The organism is Pseudomonas bananamidigenes, from assembly GCF_001679645.1.
GTDB classification, from domain to species: Bacteria; Pseudomonadota; Gammaproteobacteria; order Pseudomonadales; family Pseudomonadaceae; genus Aquipseudomonas; species Aquipseudomonas bananamidigenes.
This window is the reverse complement of record NZ_LRUN01000036.1, coordinates 38647-54976: the sequence shown is the minus strand read 5'-3', so window position 1 is coordinate 54976 and position 16330 is coordinate 38647. Positions and strand designations below refer to the sequence as shown.

Here is a 16330-nt window from a genome sequence, read left to right as displayed (position 1 = left end):
CATGCAAACTCGTGACGACATTTTCAACACCCTGCGCGATGCCCTGGTCGAGCTGTTCGAACTGGATCCGGCTCGCGTGAGCCTGGAATCGAATCTGTATCAGGATCTGGAAATCGACAGCATCGACGCTGTCGACCTGATCGATCACATCAAACGTCAGACCGGCAAGAAAATCGCCGCCGAAGAGTTCAAGTCGGTGCGCACTGTCGGCGACGTGGTCGAGGCGGTCTACCGTCTGGTTCAACCGGCCGCATGAGCCGACTGATCGGCCTCGGTCTGCTGCTGGCAGGCCTGTTGTATCCCTTCGCGGTGTATTTCGGCATGGAGCACTTTGCGCCGTGGCAGTTCGGCCTGCTGCTGGGCAGCCTGTGGCTGGCTCGGGCCCTGACCGGCGAGCGCAAGCCCGGCAGCCTGTGGATGGCCTGCGTGGCCATCATGTTCTGCCTGCTGCTGGCGCTGTTCGACAGCCCGCTGTTGCTGCGCTGGTATCCGGTGCTGATCAGCGGCTTCATGCTGGTGCTGTTCAGCCTGAGCCTGAAATACGGCCCGCCGATGGTCGAGCGCCTGGCACGGATTCGCGAGCCGCAATTGCCGCCCGAGGCAATCCGCTACACCCGCCGGGTCACCGTGGCCTGGAGCGTGTTTTTCTTCTGCAACGGTCTGTGCGCCGCCCTGCTGACCCTTTGGGCGCCGCTGCACTGGTGGATGTTGTACACCGGCCTGATCTCCTACGGATTGATCGGCCTGATGTTTGCCATTGAATGGCTGATACGACAACGGGTAAGAGGTCGCCCATGAACTGGATAAAACTTGAGCAGCTGTTGCTCAAGGACATGCCGCAACGTGCAATCACCCTCGCGCCGGCACTCGATCACGCACACCTGCGCGAGCAGGCGCTGAGCCTGGCCGCCGGCCTGAAGGCCAGGGGCGTGCAGCGCCTGGCCGTGCATCTGGAGGATGCCGCAGAGCTGGCCGTCGCGCTGCTGGGGGCCTGGCGCGCCGGCGTCAGCGTGTTGTTGCCCTCGGACCTGCAGGCGCAGACCCGCCAGCGCTGGTCGAACGAAGTCGACCTGTGGCTGACCGATCATGTTAATGATGCACACCTCAACGATTTGCAGCTCACCGCTCTGGCGGGTGCCGAACTGGATCTCGACCAGTGTCGCCTGAGCCTGTGCACGTCCGGCTCCAGCGGCGAGCCCAAACGCATCGACAAATCCCTGCGCCAACTGGCCAACGAAGTCGAAGCCCTCGAACAACTGTGGGGTGCGGATCTTGGCGACGCCTGCATCATCGGCAGCGTCGCTACCCAGCACATTTACGGTCTGCTGTTCCGTGTGCTTTGGCCGCTGTGTGCCGGGCGCCCGTTCCTGCGCAAGCAACTGGCCTTCCCCGAAGACATGCAGCGCGCCAGCCGCGAACACCCGGCCTTCGCCTGGGTGGCCAGCCCGGCGCTGCTCAAGCGCATGGGCGACAACCTCGACTGGCCGGCCCTGAGCGCCGTGCGCCGGGTGTTCTCCTCCGGCGGTGCGCTGCCCGCGGATGCCGCGCAGAGCCTGCACCAACGCCTGCAACAGTGGCCGACGGAAATCCTCGGCAGCTCGGAGACCGGCGGCATCGCCTGGCGTCAGGGCCAGCAGTTGTGGCGGCCGTTCGCCGGTGTCGAGCTGAGCCAGAATGACGACGGCGCCCTGTTGATCGCCTCGCCGTACCTGCCCGTCGGGCATGTCGAACACACCGCCGATGCCGCACGCATCGAAGCCGATGGTCGCTTCGAACTGCTGGGTCGGCTGGACCGGATCGTCAAGCTGGAAGAAAAACGCATCTCCCTGCCGATGCTGGAACAGGCCCTGGTCGCTCACGATTGGGTCACCGAAGCGCGACTCGGTGTAGTGCAGGAAAACCGTGCCTCCCTCGGCGCCTTGCTGGTGCTCAGCGAATCAGGTCTGTTTGCCCTGCGCGAACACGGCCGCCGCAGCCTCACCGAAGCCCTGCGCCGTCACCTCGGAGAGCATTGCGAAGCCCTCGCCCTGCCCCGGCGCTGGCGCCTGTTGCGACAACTGCCGCTGAACCCTCAGGGCAAGTTGCCTCAGGCCGACGTCGAAGCGCTGCTGCTGGCAACGCGTCCGAAGGCACCGGAGGTTCTGGAACAGACCGAAACCGAGGGCGAGTGGAGCCTGCAACTGAGCGTGCCGCCAGACCTTGCCTGTTTCAGCGGCCACTTCCCCAAGGCCCCGGTGCTGCCCGGCGTGGTGCAGGTCGAATGGGCGCTGAACCTTGGTCGTCAACTGTTGAACCTGTCCGGTGCCTTCGCCGGGATGGAAGTCCTGAAATTCCAGCAACTGGTGCGCCCCGGCGATGAAATCCAGCTGCACCTGCGCTTCGACCCTGAACGCGGCAAGCTGTATTTCACCTACCGCAACGACACCGCCACCTGCTCCAGCGGGAGGATTCTGTTGGGGGCCGGCAATGCATAGTCCTTGCGCGGTCATCCCGGTCTACAACCACGAAACCGCCATCACCACCGTGATCGAAGCCCTGCTCGCCCAGGGCTTGCCATGCATTCTGGTGGACGACGCCAGCAGCAAGGCCTGTGCAGCCGTGCTGGACGTTCTGGCCGAACGCGAGCGGGTGTATCTGGTACGACTGACCGCCAATCAAGGCAAGGGCGGTGCCGTGATGACCGGATTGCGTGAAGCTGCACGACTGGGCTTCAGCCATGCCTTGCAGGTCGATGCCGATGGCCAGCACGATTTGCGGGATGTCAGCCGCTTCATCGAGGAATCCCGTGCCCATCCGCAGGCCCTGATCTGCGGTTATCCGCTGTACGACGCCAGCGTGCCAAAAGGGCGCCTTTACGCCCGTTACCTGACTCACGTGATGGTGTGGATCAACAGCCTGTCGTTGCAGATCCGCGATTCGATGTGCGGTTTTCGTGTCTACCCGCTGGAACCGACACTGGCGGTGATCGATTCGGCGCGGATCGGCAGGCGCATGGATTTCGACTCGGACATCCTCGTGCGACTGTCCTGGCGCAACCAGCCGATGCGCTGGCTGCAGACCCGCGTGCATTACCCGCTGGACGGCGTGTCGCACTTTCGCCTGCTTCACGACAACGTGCTGATCTCGAGCATGCACACACGCCTGTTCTTCGGCATGTTGTTGCGCTCGCCCGTCATTCTCTGGCGACGGTGGCGCGCATGACCGTCGAAACCGACAAGAAGCACTGGGCCGACCGCGAAGAGCGCGGCAGTTTCCTGCTGATGAAATTCACCGCGTTCGCCGCCAGAGTCCTTGGCCGGCGCCTGCTGAGCCCTTTGTTGTACGGCATCGTCCTGTACTTCTTCCTGTTCGGCCGCACGGCGCGGCGCAGCGCCTGGCAATACCAGCAGCATCTGGCCGACTGGAGCGGGCGCCACGAATTGCGCCCGAGCCTTTGGCGCGTGTTCGGGCAGTTCATGGCGTTCGCCGACTCGCTGCTCGACAAGCTCGACGTGTGGAATCGCAAGTTGAGCATCGAGCAGATCGAAATCATCGACCCGGCGCTGCTGCGTAATCAGATGCGTGGCAGTCGCGGGCAAATGCTGGTGGGCGCGCATCTGGGCAACCTCGAAGTGTGCCGGGCGCTGGCGGAGATCGGCGAAAAGGTCACCATGAACGTGCTGGTGCACACCAAGCACGCCGAACAATTCAACCGTCTGCTGGGCGAAGCCGGGGCGACCAATCTGCGGCTGATCCAGGTCAGCGAGCTGGACCCGGGAATCATGCTGCAGCTCAACGAGCGTCTGGAGCGCGGCGAGTGGCTGGCGATTGCCGGTGACCGCGTGCCGCTGCATGGCGGGCGCACCGTGACCGTGGACTTTCTCGGCCATCCGGCGCGGTTTCCGCAAGGCCCGTGGCTGCTGGCCGGCCTGCTGAAATGTCCGGTCAATCTGCTGATGTGCCTCAAGCAACCTGACGGGCACTATCGCCTGACCCTCGAACCGTTCGCCGAGGCCGTGACCTGGACCCGCCGCGACCGCGAACAGGTCATTCATCAGTGGGCGACCCGCTACGCCGAACGCCTGAGTCACTATTGCCTCGAAGCACCGAAGCAATGGTTCAACTTTTACCCTTTCTGGAAGACCGATGACGACGCCAACCCATGAGCCGGTAACCTTCGGCGAACGCCCCTTGCGCATCGAAGACGTGCTGGCCCTGGCCAACCGTCAGGCGCCCGTGCAGTTGCAGAGCGACGCCGACTACCGCGAACGCATCGCCAAGGGTGCGCGGTTCCTCGATTCGCTGCTGGACAAGGAAGGCGTGATCTACGGCGTGACCACCGGTTACGGCGACTCCTGCGTGGTCGCGGTGCCGCTGCATCACGTCGAAGCATTGCCGCAGCATCTCTACACGTTTCATGGTTGCGGCCTGGGCAAGCTGCTCGACGCCCAGGCCACCCGCGCAGTGCTGGCGGCGCGTCTGCAGTCGCTGTGCCACGGCGTGTCCGGGGTGCGCATCGAGCTGCTGGAGCGCCTGCATGCCTTCCTTGAACACGACATCCTGCCGCTGATCCCTGAAGAGGGCTCGGTAGGCGCCAGCGGCGACCTGACGCCGCTGTCCTACGTGGCCGCGACCCTGTCCGGCGAGCGTGAAGTGATGTTCCGTGGCGAACGTCGTCAGGCTGCCGACGTCCACCGCGAACTGGGCTGGACGCCGCTGGTGCTGCGCCCGAAAGAAGCGCTGGCACTGATGAACGGCACCGCCGTGATGACCGGTCTTGCCTGCCTCGCCTACGCCCGCGCCGATTACCTGCTGCAACTGGCCACCCGCATCACGGCGCTGAACGTGGTGGCGCTGCAAGGCAATCCGGAACACTTCGACGAGCGCCTGTTCGCCGCCAAGCCGCACCCGGGGCAGATGCAGGTCGCGGCGTGGCTGCGCAAGGATCTGGCGATCGACGCACCGACCGCGCCGCTGCATCGCCTGCAGGATCGCTATTCCCTGCGTTGCGCACCGCACGTGCTAGGCGTATTGGCCGACAGCCTGAACTGGCTGCGCTCGTTCATCGAGACCGAGCTCAACAGCGCCAACGACAACCCGATCATCGACGCCGAAGCCGAGCGCGTGCTGCACGGCGGGCACTTCTACGGCGGGCATATCGCGTTCGCCATGGACAGCCTGAAAAACCTCGTGGCCAACGTCGCCGACCTGCTTGACCGACAACTCGCGCTGCTGGTGGACGAACGTTACAACCATGGATTGCCGAGCAACCTGTCCGGCGCCAGCGCCGACCGCGCGATGCTCAACCACGGCTTCAAGGCCGTGCAGATCGGCGCCAGCGCCTGGACCGCCGAAGCCTTGAAAAACACCATGCCCGCCAGCGTGTTCTCGCGTTCCACCGAATGCCACAACCAGGACAAGGTGAGCATGGGCACCATCGCCGCCCGCGACGCCATTCGCGTGCTCGAACTGACCGAACAGGTGGCGGCCGCCACCCTGCTCGCGGCCAATCAGGGCGTATGGTTGCGTGGTCGCGATGAAGACGCACGACCACTGCCTCCGTCCCTGGCCGCCATGCACGAAGAACTGGCCAAAGACTTCCCGCCGGTGATCGAAGACCGCGCCCTGGAAGGCGAACTGCGCCTGTGCCTGCAACGCATCGCCGAACAACACTGGAGGCTGCATGCGTAGCGCCGGAGTGCTTCACGCCGATACGGAAATCCTCGTGCCGTTCTTTGACGTCGACACCATGCACGTCGTCTGGCACGGCCACTACGTGAAATATCTGGAAGTGGCGCGCTGCGCGCTGCTCGACAAGATCGGCCACAACTACAGCCAGATGGTCGATTCGGGCTATGCCTGGCCGGTGATCGACCTGCAATTGCGTTATGTGCGCGGCGCGGTGTTCGGTCAGCGGCTGAACGTACGCGCCAGCCTGGTGGAATGGGAAAACCGCCTGAAGATTCACTACCTGATCACCGATGCCGAGACCGGCGAGCGCCTGACCCGCGCCAGTTCGGTGCAGGTCGCTGTCGAGGTGAGCAGCCGCGAGATGCAACTGGCGTCGCCGAAAGTCTTCACCGATGCCGTGGAAAGGATGCTGCGATGAATGCGCTTGTGAAATCCCTTGGTGCCTTGGTGCTGTTGACGCTGTCGTCGCTGGCCAACGCCTTCGACCTGCAACAGCTGAGCGATCAACTGGCGAAACCGGATGTGATCCACGGCCAGTTCATCCAGGAAAAGCACCTGCGTGCCCTGCCCCAGCCGCTGATCAGCAAGGGCAGCTTCGTGCTGGCGAAAAACCACGGCCTGCTCTGGCTGCTGAAAACCCCGCTGCAGCAGGACTACCGTATCGACGCCAGGGGCATCGCCCGTCGTGACGTAAATGGTTGGCAACTGTTGCCCGGCAAGAGTGCCGGCGCGGAGCAGAACCGGTTGTTCCTCGCCGTGCTGCAAGGCGACAGCAGCGGCCTGCAACGGGATTTCGAGCTGACCCTGAGCGGCGACGCACAACAATGGCATCTGACGCTGACCCCACGCTCGGTGCTGCTCAAACAGGTTTTCAACCAGATCAACATCACCGGCGGCACGCTGGTGAACACCATCGAACTGCTGGAAACCCAGGGCGACAGCACTGTGCTGCGCATGCAGGACAGCACCGCCGGCCAACCGTTGAGCGACGCGGAGCAACATGACTTTGCCGAGTGAACGCAGGCTGCCCTGGCTGTTCCTGATCCTGTTGCTGGCCGTCGGCGCACTGGGCGCCTGGCAGTGGCGCGATGGCGCACCGCTGTCGGCGAACCTGATGGAGCTGGTGCCCGGCACCCATCCGGACGCCGTCGAGCAGCGCGCCGAACAACGCATGCAGGAACCGCTCAATCGGGAAATGCTGGTACTGGTCGGTCACGCTGATCGCCAGCAGGCCATTGCCATGGCCCGGACGTTGGGCGAGCAGTGGCAGGCCAGCGGGCTGTTCGAAAAGGTCCAGTGGAACCTGCAAGCCGACCTGCCCGCCCTGCGCACGCAATTGCTGCAAGGGCGACTGGCAATGCTCTCGGCCGATGATCGACAACTGTTGATCGAACACCCGGACGCCTTTATCCAGCAACGGGTGCAGGCACTGTTCGATCCGTTCACCGGTTTCAGCCTGGTGCCGAGTCAGGACGACTGGCTGGGCCTGACCGGACGCATCCAGAACAGCCAGCCGCAGCACGGTTCGGTGCAACTGGACATCGGCAGCGGCGCGCTGATCGCCGATGCCGACGGCAAAAGCTGGGTGCTGCTGCGGGCACGCACCACCGGCAACGCCTTCGACATGAACCTGCCGCTGCAGGTCGCCGCGCTGCTGCAACACAGCCGCGAGCAAGCGGCGAAAGCCGATGTGCAACTGTTGGCCGCCAGCGGGTTGCTCTACGCGGCCAACAGTCAGCAACAGGCCACGCGGGAGATCTCCTGGGTGGGTGGCGGCGCGACACTCGGCATTCTGTTGCTGCTGTTGCTCGCCTTCCGCCGCTGGCGGGTGTTGCTGGCGTTCGTTCCAGTGCTGGTGGGCATGCTGTTCGGCGCGGTGGCTTGCGTGGCGCTGTTCGGGCATCTGCATGTAATGACCCTGGTGCTCGGTTCGAGCCTGATCGGCGTGGCAGTGGATTACCCGCTGCACTATCTGTCCAAGAGCTGGAGCCTCAAGCCCTGGCGCAGCTGGCCTGCGCTGCGGCTGACCGTCTCGGGCCTGACCCTGAGCCTGATCACCAGCGCCATCGGCTATCTGGCGCTGGCGTGGACGCCGTTTCCGGCCCTGACCCAGATCGCCGTGTTCTCCGCCGCCGGACTGCTCGGCGCCTACCTGTCGGCGGTGTGTCTGCTGCCGGCGCTGTTGAGCAATGTTGAAATCCAGCCGGCACAATGGCCGTTGCGACTGGCCGAGCGCATGGTCAGCCTTCGGGAAACCCTGCTGGAGCATGTACGCACACCGATTCTGGCGGCACTGTTGATCGCCTTCTGCGCCGGAGGCCTGATCCAGCTGCAAACCCGAAACGACATCCGCCAATGGGTCGGCGCGCCGCAGCATCTGACCGATGAAGCGCAGACCATTGCCCGCATCACCGGTTATCAGCCGACCAGCCAGTTTTTCCTGGTGCGCGCGGACAATCAGGAGCAACTGCTGGAGCGTCAGGCTGCGCTGAGCGAGCGACTGGAACAACTGGTCAACCTCGACAAATTGCAGGGCTTTCTGGCGCTCAACCAATTGGTCAGTCCGCTGAGCCAGCAACAACAGGTACGCGAAGCGCTGAGCAGGTTGCCGCAGTTCTGGCAACCGCTGCTGGAAGTCGGCGTACCGCTGGCAGCGCTGCAAACCGAACTCGCGCAGTTGCAAGCGCTGCCCGCCGAAGACATCGACACCGCGCTCGGCGGCCCGCTCGGTGAGCCTTACCGCACCTTGTGGCTCGGCCCGGTCGAAGGCGGCGTGGCGGCGATGGTCAGCCTGCAAGGACTGAACAATCCGTCGCTGCTGCGGGTACAGGCGCTGGATCTGCCCGGCGTGGAACTGGTGGATCGCCTCGGTGACCTGAATCGGGTGTTTGCCGAAACCCAGATCAGCGCCGCCGAACTGAAACTCGCCTCCTGTGTGCTGATCGTGCTGGTGCTGATTCTGCCGTTCGGCCTCGGCGGAGCGTTGCGCATCGTTTCCCTGCCGCTGCTTGCGGCGCTGTGCAGTCTGGCCAGCCTCGGCTGGCTCGGTCAGCCGCTGACACTGTTCAGCCTGTTCGGCCTGCTGCTGGTGACGGCGATCAGCGTCGATTACGCAATCCTCATGCGTGAGCAGATCGGCGGCGCAGCGGTGAGCCTGCTCGGCACCTTGCTCGCGGCGCTGACGACCTGGCTGTCGTTCGGCCTGCTGGCGGTGTCGAGTACACCGGCGGTGAGCAACTTCGGTCTGTCGGTCAGCCTCGGGCTGGCTTTCAGCTTCCTGCTGGCGCCGTGGGCCGGGCGTCATGCTCACGCTGTGACAGCTGCGGAGCGTCCGGCATGATGATCGCGGCGTTCTGGCTGATGGCACTGATACTGTTCGCCATCGCGACCCATATCGGCCGGCATTTCGGCCTGATTCCGATTGTCAGCCAGTTGCTCCTGGCCAGCTTCATCCTGCCCCTGTTGATGTATTTCTGGATCGAACCGGGCTGGCAGCTCAGCGGCGCCGATCTGATTGCGCCGGACTGGCTGAAAAACCTCTATAGCCTGGGTTTCGCCCTGTTGCTCGGACACATTCTCAGCGACGTGATCGACCTGCGTCTGGATCGTCAGAGCGTGAAAATCGCCCTGCCGAGCTTCGCCGTGCCCTTCGGCTGCGGTCTCGCAACGGCGTACTGGCTGCTGCCGACGCAACCGTGGATCAATTCGCTGGCCATCGGTCTGGTGTTCGCTATCACCGCGATCCCGGTGCTGTATCTGTACCTGCGGCATATCGACTATCCGCCCGCCGCAACCCGGCGTCTGGTGCAGACCGCGATCCTGATCGACCTGACCTGCTGGACCCTGTTCGGCCTCGCCCAGGGCAGTCTGCACCTGAGCAGTCTGTTGCTGCCGCTGGGGCTGGCCTGTGTGCCGTTGCTGCTAAGGGTGTTCGGCATCCGTCGACCACTGACTTACAGCCTCGGTTTTTTTGCGCTGCTGGTGCTGGCCGAACACTACAAACTCAATGCGCTGATTTTCGGCATCGGCTATCTGCTGTGCATGGCCGCGCTGAAGGTACCGCTGGTGCTGCCGTTGCCGGCACGCTGGATGAACCGTTTGCAGACGTGGATCGCGATTCCGCTGATCCTCACCTTTGGCATCGTGCAAATCGATGTGCACAGCGCCCTCGCCAGCCTCGGTGCTGTGCAATGGGCGGCGCTGTTGCTGTTGCCGATCGCCAGCAAACTGTTCGGCAACTGGCTGGGCCTGGGCTGGGCCGGTGCATCGTTCGAAGGCGCCAGCCGCTGGCGCGAAAGTGTGCTGCTGAACATCCGCGGCTTGAGCGAAATCGTTTTTCTCAACCTGCTGTTGCACCAACAGCTTATCAGCCCGGCGCTGTACTTCGCGCTGATGCTGATGGGTCTGATCGCGACGCTGTTGCCGGCCCTCATCGGTCTGCACCGCGTATCGCAAAACCCAATTGCCGCACCCAGGAGTTCGCGTGCCAATCGTTGAAATGGAATCCCGTCAGGTCGTGATCATCGGCGCCGGCCCGTCCGGCGCCATCGCTGCCGCGTTGCTCAAGCGCAAGGGCCACGATGTGCTGGTCATCGAGCGTCAGCATTTCCCGCGGTTTTCCATCGGCGAAAGCCTGCTCAGCCATTGCCTGGATTTCGTCGAAGAAGCCGGCATGCTCGATGCGGTGAATGCTGCCGGCTTCCAGCGCAAGACCGGCGCCGCATTTGCCTGGGGCGAACGCTATAGCGCGTTCGATTTCGGCGATACGTTCAGCGGCGGCAAACCGACCACCTTTCAGGTGCAGCGCGCCGACTTCGACAAACTGCTGGCCGATCAAGCCGCGCTGCAGGGTGTGGAAATCCGTTATGGCGATGCCATCGTCAGCGTCGATTTCGACCACCCGCGCCCGCAACTCGAAGTACGCCGCGAGGACGGCAGCGAGTACCGCGTCGAGGCCGGTTTCGTTCTTGATGCCAGCGGCTACGGTCGCGTGCTGTCGCGCTTGCTGGATCTCGAGGCGCCCTCGAATTTCCCGCTGCGCCAGGCCGTGTTCACCCACATCGAAGACCACATCGATCACCCGGCCTTCGACCGCGAGAAAATCCTCGTCACCACCCATCCGCAGCATCGCGACATCTGGTTCTGGACGATTCCGTTCAGCAACGGTCGCTGCTCGGTGGGAGTGGTGGCGGCTGCCGAACATTTCAATGGTCGCGATGCCGACCTCGATGCCTGCCTGCGCGGTTTCATCGCTGAAACCCCGAGCCTGGCGAAGGTGCTGAACAACGCCGTTTGGGATACCCCGGCGCGCACCCTCGGCGGCTATGCGGCCAACGTCAAAACCCTGCATGGTCGCGGTTTTGCCTTGCTGGGCAATGCGGCGGAGTTTCTCGATCCGGTGTTTTCCTCCGGTGTCACCATCGCCATGCGCTCGGCGAGCATGGCCGCTGGCGTACTGCACCGGCAGTTGCTGGGTGAAACCGTGGACTGGCAAAGCGAGTTCGCCGAACCGTTGAAACGCGGCGTCGACACCTTCCGCGCCTACGTCGAGGGCTGGTACGCCGGCACCTTCCAGGACGTGATTTTTCATGAGCAGGCCTCCCCGGACATCCGTCGCATGATCTGCTCCATCCTCGCCGGTTATGCCTGGGATGAACGCAACCCGTTCGTCAGCGAAGCGCGCCGCCGGCTGAAGACGATTTCCGAACTCTGTGCAAAGGACGCCCCATGAACTACTTGAGCGACAGCTACGTCGAGGAAACCCGTTTCGGCTTCTGGTTCCTGCGCAGCCACACCTGGCAACATCATGTGTTGCGCGTGGCGATCAATGATTTGCGCCGGTTGTTCAGCGAATCGCTGCCGGCCAACCCGGTGCTGCTGGATGCAGGCTGCGGCCAGGGCAAATCCTTCGGCCACCTGCGCCTGACTTTCGCCCCGCAGCGTTTGATCGGCGTCGATGCCGACCCGCACAGCCTGGAACTGAGCGCCGCAGAGGCGGCGCGCCAGGGTTTCGATGTCGAGCTGATCGGCAGCGATTGCGCGGCGCTCAATGTTCCGGATGCAAGCGTCGATCTGCTGTTCTGTCACCAGACCTTCCATCATCTGGTGGAGCAGGAAAAAGCCCTGGCCGAGTTCTACCGGGTGCTCAAGCCGGGCGGTTATCTGCTGTTCGCCGAGTCCACCGAGGCCTACATTGATACGTGGGTCATCCGTTGGCTGTTTCGCCATCCGATGCATGTGCAGAAGAGTGCGGCGCAGTATCTGGAGATGATCCGCCAGCAGGGCTTCGAGTTCGGCGAACGGAATGTTTCCTACCCGTACCTGTGGTGGAGCCGGGCGAAGGATTTCGGCCTGCTGGAACGTTTTGGCCTGCGCAAGCCGAAGCCGTTTGGCCAGCGTGAGGAAACCCTGGTCAATGTCGTGGCGCGCAAACCATTGCAAGGTGACAACTGATGCCAAACATCACCTGTGGGAGCGAGCTTGCTCGCGAAAGCGGTATGCCAGACACCGCAAAGGTTGAATGTGAAACCGCATTCGCGAGCAAGCTCGCTCCCACAATTTCCGATGTGTGGCGTTTTTTTGCTTTCGGCGTTGCACTGCTTTTGAGCGCTTGCGCCAGCCAGGCGCCGCTGCCTGTGGATAACCCGACGCTGCCCTTGCCGCTGCAATTGCACATCGAGCGCCAGCAAGCCGGACAGCGTCAGGACTGGTTGCTGGTAATCCAGCGCGAGGGCCAGGGCATCCGTTGGTCGATGATGGATCCGCTGGGCATTCCCCAGGCCCGCCAGCAACTGATCGACGGACACTGGCAGGCCGACGGCCTGCTGCCGCCCAATCCGCAAGCCCGGGAGCTGTTCGCCGCGCTGCTGTTCGCTCTGACGCCTGCGGTCGAGCTGTCGCGCAATTACCCTGGTGCATTGCAAAGCGACGGACAACGTTCACTGCCGGAACGCTGGAACATCCGGTATGCACAACCGTTGCGCTTCGAATTGAATCTGCCCCAAGGCCCGCACTATCGCGTGTCTCCTTTAGGTGAATCGACGCCATGACCGCCTACCTCAATGCCCTCGGCGTGATCTGCGCCCTGGGCCGTGACAAGCAAGAGGTCGCCCGCCACCTGTTCGCCGGCGATTGCTCGGGCATGCGCCACGAGTCTGGCTGGGTGCCGGAGCGCGAGTTGCCGGTAGCCGCCGTGCGCGGTGATCTGGCACCCATCCCGCCGCAAATGGCGGCGCACAAGAGCCGCAACAATCAGTTGCTGCTGGATGCCGCGTTGCAGATTCGCGACGACATTGACGCCGCGATTCAGACCTATGGCCCTGATCGCATCGGCGTGGTGCTCGGCACCAGCACCTCCGGTATCGACGAGGCCAGTCAGGGTCTGGCGCACTACATTCGCCACCAGCAGTTCCCGACCGATTACGACTACCGGCAACAGGAACTCGGCGCCCCGGCGACTTTTCTTGCCGACTGGCTGCAACTGAGCGGCCCGGCCTACGTGATTTCCACGGCGTGCACCTCCAGCGCCCGGGCCTTGATGAGCGCCAGACGTCTGCTCGATCTGGGGTTGTGCGACGCGGTGCTGTGCGGCGGCGTCGACAGCCTGTGCAAACTGACGCTCAATGGTTTTTCGTCGCTCGAAGCAGTCTCCGGCGAGCGCTGCAATCCGTTTTCGGCCAACCGCAACGGCATCAACATCGGCGAGGCGGCGGTGCTCTTCGTCATGAGCAAACAGCGCAGCGACGGCCCGGCCATTGCCCTGCTGGGCGCCGGAGCCAGTTCCGATGCACATCATATTTCCGCGCCGGAACCGTCCGGTCGTGGCGCGTTGCAGGCCATGCAGCAGGCACTGGATCGCGCGCACCTGCAAGCTTCACAAATCAGCTACCTGAACCTGCACGGCACCGCCACCCAGCACAACGACGCCATGGAGAGCCTGGCCGTTTCCACCCTGTTCCCGCAGGGCGTGGCGTGCTCCTCGACCAAACCGATGACCGGCCACACCCTCGGCGCGGCCGGCGCACTGGAAGCCGCGTTCTGCTGGCTGAGCCTGAGCGCCGATAACCCTGACCACGCCTTGCCGCCACATGTCTGGGATGGCCAGGCCGATCCGGACATACCCGTGCTGAAGTGGGTGACCGCAAGCGAACGCCTGGCGTCCATTGCTCCCCGCTACCTGATGAGCAATTCGTTTGCCTTCGGTGGCAATAACGTCAGCCTGATTATCGGAGACGCCCCATGACTGACTGGCCGCTCGCCGAATTGATGCCCCACGCTGGCGACATGATTCTGATCGACCGGATCCTCAGCTTCGACGATGAGCAGATCCACACCACCCTGACGGTCAGACCCGGTGGCCTGTTCAGCCTGCCCGACGGCAGCCTGCCGGCATGGGTCGGCGTCGAGCTGATGGCCCAGAGTGTCGCCGCGTTCGCCGGCTGCCATGCACGGCAGAAAGGCAACGCAGTGGAGTTGGGTTTTCTGCTCGGCACTCGCAAATTCGAATGCAACGTCGAGGCGTTTCCGGTCGGCAGCGAGCTGAACGTTCACGGCATCCGCTCGCTGGAAGACGACAACGGCATGGGCGTGTTCGAGTGCCATATCACGGCGCCCGGCATCGAAGCCAGTGCCCGGCTGAACGTGTTCCGCCCACCGCACGCAGCGCAATATCTTGAACAATTGAAGGAGTCGAAGGATGACTGAATTCGTACTGGTCACCGGCTCCAGCCGTGGCATCGGCCGCGCCATAGCCCTGCGCCTGGCCCAGGCCGGCCACGATATCGTCCTGCATTGCCGCAGCGGCGTGGCCGAAGCGCAAGCGGTGAAAGCCGAAATCGAAGCCCTGGGCCGCCATGCGCGCATCCTGCAATTCGACGTGGCAGACCGCGAAACCTGCAAAGCCATCCTCGAGGCCGATGTCGAAGCTCACGGCGCCTATTACGGCGTAGTGCTGAACGCCGGTCTGACCCGCGACGGCGCGTTTCCGGCCTTGAGCGATGACGATTGGGACGTGGTATTGCGTACCAACCTCGACGGTTTCTACAACGTCCTGCACCCGGTGATGATGCCGATGATCCGTCGCCGCGCCGCCGGTCGCATTGTTTGCATCACCTCGGTTTCGGGGCTGATCGGCAACCGTGGCCAGGTCAACTACAGCGCGTCGAAGGCCGGTGTGATTGGCGCTGCGAAGGCATTGGCGATCGAACTGGCCAAGCGCAAAATCACGGTGAACTGTGTCGCGCCGGGCCTGATCGACACGGCCATGCTCGATGAAAACGTGCCGGTGGAAGAACTGATGAAGATGATCCCGGCACAACGCATGGGCACCCCGGAAGAAGTGGCCGGTGCGGTGAATTTCCTGATGTCGGCGGAAGCGTCGTACATCACCCGCCAGGTCCTGGCGGTCAATGGAGGCTTGTGCTGATGAAGCGCGTTGTCGTCACCGGCATGGCCGGCATCACCTCGCTGGGCAGCGACTGGGACACGATTGCCGGCAACTTTGCGGCCAACCGCAGCGGCATCCGCCGGATGGACGAGTGGGATCGTTTCAGTGAACTCAACACTCGCCTGGCCGGGCCCATCGATGATTTCCAGGTGCCGGCGCACTGGACCCGCAAGCAATTGCGCAGCATGGGCCGGGTGTCCCGGCTCGCCGTGGCCGCAGCGGAAAAGGCGTTGGCCGATGCCGGTCTGCTCGGCGACGAGTCGATCAAGGACGGACGCATGGGCGTGGCCTGTGGCTCGTCCACCGGCAGTACCGACGAGATCAAGGCGTTCGGCAACATGCTGCTCAATTCGGTGGCCGAAGGGCTCAATGCCAATTCCTACGTGCGGATGATGCCGCATACCACGGCGGCGAACATCAGCATCTTCTTCGGTCTCACCGGGCGTCTGATCCCGACCTCCAGCGCCTGCACCAGCGGCAGCCAGGGCGTCGGTTACGCTTACGAGGCAATCAAGTTCGGTCGCCTGCCGTTGATGCTCGCCGGCGGCGCCGAAGAACTGTGCCCGACCGAGGCCATGGTGTTCGATGCGCTGTACGCCACCAGCCTGAAGAACGATGCGCCGCAGACCTCGCCACGTCCGTATGACAAGGGCCGCGACGGCCTGGTGATCGGTGAAGGCGGCGGCATGCTGGTGCTCGAAGAGCTGGAACATGCCCTCGCTCGCGGTGCGCACATCCACGCCGAAATTGTCGGCTTCGGCAGCAATGCCGACGGCCAGCACACCACCCGTCCGGAACAGACCACCATGCGCCGGGCCATGGAGCTGGCGCTGGAAGACGCGGGGCTCCCGCCAGACGCCATCGGTTACGTGAACGGGCATGGCACGGCCACCGAGCAGGGCGACATCGCCGAAACCCTGGCCACCAGCAGCCTGTTCGGCAAACACATGCCGATCAGCTCGCAGAAGAGCTTTCTCGGCCATACCCTCGGCGCCTGCGGTGCGCTGGAATCCTGGTTCAGCATCGAAATGCTCAACCGCGACCTGTACGTGCACACGCTCAACCTCGACGAAGTCGACCCTCACTGCGGCCAGCTCGACTACCTGCGCGGCGAGTTCCGCCAGATGCATCACGAGTACGTGATGAACAACAACTTCGCGTTCGGCGGGGTCAACACCTCGCTGATCTTCCGCCGCTGGATACAACCGAATTAAT

Annotated in this window: 17 protein-coding genes; all 17 read left to right on the top strand. The window is 63.6% G+C overall.

The window, feature by feature from the left end:
* Window position 1 precedes the first annotated feature (1 nt).
* Genes BBF94_RS13365 through BBF94_RS13285 form a run of 17 tightly spaced genes read left to right on the top strand, consistent with a single transcriptional unit; the run spans window position 2 to window position 16329 of the window.
* Complete coding sequence (locus BBF94_RS13365) at window positions 2-256, top strand: acyl carrier protein (protein WP_007909503.1); 255 nt, start codon at window positions 2-4, stop codon at window positions 254-256.
* Entirely contained in the window at window positions 253-798 is a 546-nt protein-coding gene (locus BBF94_RS13360; RefSeq protein WP_065259493.1) for a COG4648 family protein, read from the top strand. Before BBF94_RS13365 ends, BBF94_RS13360 begins: the two co-directional genes overlap by 4 nt.
* Window positions 795-2474 carry an acyl-CoA synthetase family protein gene (locus tag BBF94_RS13355; RefSeq protein ID WP_065259492.1) on the top strand — a complete coding sequence of 560 codons (1680 nt, stop codon included), beginning with the start codon at window positions 795-797 and terminating at the stop codon, window positions 2472-2474. The genes BBF94_RS13360 and BBF94_RS13355 overlap by 4 nt, the downstream gene beginning before the upstream one ends.
* Window positions 2467-3201, top strand: a complete 735-nt coding sequence (locus tag BBF94_RS13350) for a glycosyltransferase family 2 protein (RefSeq protein ID WP_065259491.1) — start codon at window positions 2467-2469, stop codon at window positions 3199-3201. The genes BBF94_RS13355 and BBF94_RS13350 overlap by 8 nt, the downstream gene beginning before the upstream one ends.
* Window positions 3198-4145 (top strand): LpxL/LpxP family acyltransferase, encoded by a 948-nt coding sequence (locus BBF94_RS13345; protein WP_065259490.1) that lies wholly within the window; start codon window positions 3198-3200, stop codon window positions 4143-4145. Before BBF94_RS13350 ends, BBF94_RS13345 begins: the two co-directional genes overlap by 4 nt.
* Window positions 4126-5670 (top strand): HAL/PAL/TAL family ammonia-lyase, encoded by a 1545-nt coding sequence (locus BBF94_RS13340; protein WP_065259489.1) that lies wholly within the window; start codon window positions 4126-4128, stop codon window positions 5668-5670. Before BBF94_RS13345 ends, BBF94_RS13340 begins: the two co-directional genes overlap by 20 nt.
* Window positions 5663-6088: an acyl-CoA thioesterase gene (locus tag BBF94_RS13335; protein WP_065259488.1), complete on the top strand. Its 426-nt coding sequence runs from the start codon at window positions 5663-5665 to the stop codon at window positions 6086-6088. The genes BBF94_RS13340 and BBF94_RS13335 overlap by 8 nt, the downstream gene beginning before the upstream one ends.
* Complete coding sequence (locus BBF94_RS13330; protein ID WP_065259487.1) at window positions 6085-6687, top strand: outer membrane lipoprotein carrier protein LolA; 603 nt, start codon at window positions 6085-6087, stop codon at window positions 6685-6687. The genes BBF94_RS13335 and BBF94_RS13330 overlap by 4 nt, the downstream gene beginning before the upstream one ends.
* Window positions 6671-9010, top strand: coding sequence for an MMPL family transporter (locus BBF94_RS13325; RefSeq protein ID WP_065259486.1), 2340 nt, complete (start codon window positions 6671-6673; stop codon window positions 9008-9010). The genes BBF94_RS13330 and BBF94_RS13325 overlap by 17 nt, the downstream gene beginning before the upstream one ends.
* The gene (locus BBF94_RS13320) at window positions 9007-10167 is read left to right on the top strand and encodes a cation:proton antiporter (protein WP_065259485.1); all 1161 of its coding nucleotides are present in this window, start codon (window positions 9007-9009) and stop codon (window positions 10165-10167) included. Before BBF94_RS13325 ends, BBF94_RS13320 begins: the two co-directional genes overlap by 4 nt.
* On the top strand, window positions 10154-11401 hold the full coding sequence (locus BBF94_RS13315) for an NAD(P)/FAD-dependent oxidoreductase (RefSeq protein ID WP_065259484.1): 1248 nt from the start codon (window positions 10154-10156) through the stop codon (window positions 11399-11401). The genes BBF94_RS13320 and BBF94_RS13315 overlap by 14 nt, the downstream gene beginning before the upstream one ends.
* On the top strand, window positions 11398-12123 hold the full coding sequence (locus tag BBF94_RS13310; protein WP_065259483.1) for a class I SAM-dependent methyltransferase: 726 nt from the start codon (window positions 11398-11400) through the stop codon (window positions 12121-12123). The genes BBF94_RS13315 and BBF94_RS13310 overlap by 4 nt, the downstream gene beginning before the upstream one ends.
* Window positions 12123-12719 (top strand): hypothetical protein, encoded by a 597-nt coding sequence (locus BBF94_RS13305; RefSeq protein WP_176704455.1) that lies wholly within the window; start codon window positions 12123-12125, stop codon window positions 12717-12719. The genes BBF94_RS13310 and BBF94_RS13305 overlap by 1 nt, the downstream gene beginning before the upstream one ends.
* The gene (locus BBF94_RS13300; RefSeq protein WP_065259482.1) at window positions 12716-13912 is read left to right on the top strand and encodes a beta-ketoacyl-[acyl-carrier-protein] synthase family protein; all 1197 of its coding nucleotides are present in this window, start codon (window positions 12716-12718) and stop codon (window positions 13910-13912) included. Before BBF94_RS13305 ends, BBF94_RS13300 begins: the two co-directional genes overlap by 4 nt.
* A complete protein-coding gene (locus BBF94_RS13295; protein WP_065259481.1) occupies window positions 13909-14373 on the top strand; it encodes a hotdog family protein in 465 nt (154 codons plus the stop codon). Before BBF94_RS13300 ends, BBF94_RS13295 begins: the two co-directional genes overlap by 4 nt.
* The gene (gene fabG / locus BBF94_RS13290) at window positions 14366-15094 is read left to right on the top strand and encodes a 3-oxoacyl-ACP reductase FabG (RefSeq protein WP_065259480.1); all 729 of its coding nucleotides are present in this window, start codon (window positions 14366-14368) and stop codon (window positions 15092-15094) included. Before BBF94_RS13295 ends, fabG begins: the two co-directional genes overlap by 8 nt.
* On the top strand, window positions 15094-16329 hold the full coding sequence (locus tag BBF94_RS13285; RefSeq protein WP_065259479.1) for a beta-ketoacyl-ACP synthase: 1236 nt from the start codon (window positions 15094-15096) through the stop codon (window positions 16327-16329). The genes fabG and BBF94_RS13285 overlap by 1 nt, the downstream gene beginning before the upstream one ends.
* The last annotated feature ends 1 nt before the right edge of the window (window position 16330 follow it).

Excerpts from the sequence above, each read along its gene's own strand:
- BBF94_RS13365 (WP_007909503.1), top strand. The coding sequence starts at position 2 with ATGCAAACTCGTGACGACATTTTCAACACCCTGCGCGATGCCCTGGTC.
- BBF94_RS13360 (WP_065259493.1), top strand. The coding sequence starts at position 253 with ATGAGCCGACTGATCGGCCTCGGTCTGCTGCTGGCAGGCCTGTTGTAT.
- BBF94_RS13355 (WP_065259492.1), top strand. The coding sequence starts at position 795 with ATGAACTGGATAAAACTTGAGCAGCTGTTGCTCAAGGACATGCCGCAA.
- BBF94_RS13350 (WP_065259491.1), top strand. The coding sequence starts at position 2,467 with ATGCATAGTCCTTGCGCGGTCATCCCGGTCTACAACCACGAAACCGCC.
- BBF94_RS13345 (WP_065259490.1), top strand. The coding sequence starts at position 3,198 with ATGACCGTCGAAACCGACAAGAAGCACTGGGCCGACCGCGAAGAGCGC.
- BBF94_RS13340 (WP_065259489.1), top strand. The coding sequence starts at position 4,126 with ATGACGACGCCAACCCATGAGCCGGTAACCTTCGGCGAACGCCCCTTG.
- BBF94_RS13335 (WP_065259488.1), top strand. The coding sequence starts at position 5,663 with ATGCGTAGCGCCGGAGTGCTTCACGCCGATACGGAAATCCTCGTGCCG.
- BBF94_RS13330 (WP_065259487.1), top strand. The coding sequence starts at position 6,085 with ATGAATGCGCTTGTGAAATCCCTTGGTGCCTTGGTGCTGTTGACGCTG.
- BBF94_RS13325 (WP_065259486.1), top strand. The coding sequence starts at position 6,671 with ATGACTTTGCCGAGTGAACGCAGGCTGCCCTGGCTGTTCCTGATCCTG.
- BBF94_RS13320 (WP_065259485.1), top strand. The coding sequence starts at position 9,007 with ATGATGATCGCGGCGTTCTGGCTGATGGCACTGATACTGTTCGCCATC.
- BBF94_RS13310 (WP_065259483.1), top strand. The coding sequence starts at position 11,398 with ATGAACTACTTGAGCGACAGCTACGTCGAGGAAACCCGTTTCGGCTTC.
- BBF94_RS13305 (WP_176704455.1), top strand. The coding sequence starts at position 12,123 with ATGCCAAACATCACCTGTGGGAGCGAGCTTGCTCGCGAAAGCGGTATG.
- BBF94_RS13300 (WP_065259482.1), top strand. The coding sequence starts at position 12,716 with ATGACCGCCTACCTCAATGCCCTCGGCGTGATCTGCGCCCTGGGCCGT.
- BBF94_RS13295 (WP_065259481.1), top strand. The coding sequence starts at position 13,909 with ATGACTGACTGGCCGCTCGCCGAATTGATGCCCCACGCTGGCGACATG.
- fabG (WP_065259480.1), top strand. The coding sequence starts at position 14,366 with ATGACTGAATTCGTACTGGTCACCGGCTCCAGCCGTGGCATCGGCCGC.
- BBF94_RS13285 (WP_065259479.1), top strand. The coding sequence starts at position 15,094 with ATGAAGCGCGTTGTCGTCACCGGCATGGCCGGCATCACCTCGCTGGGC.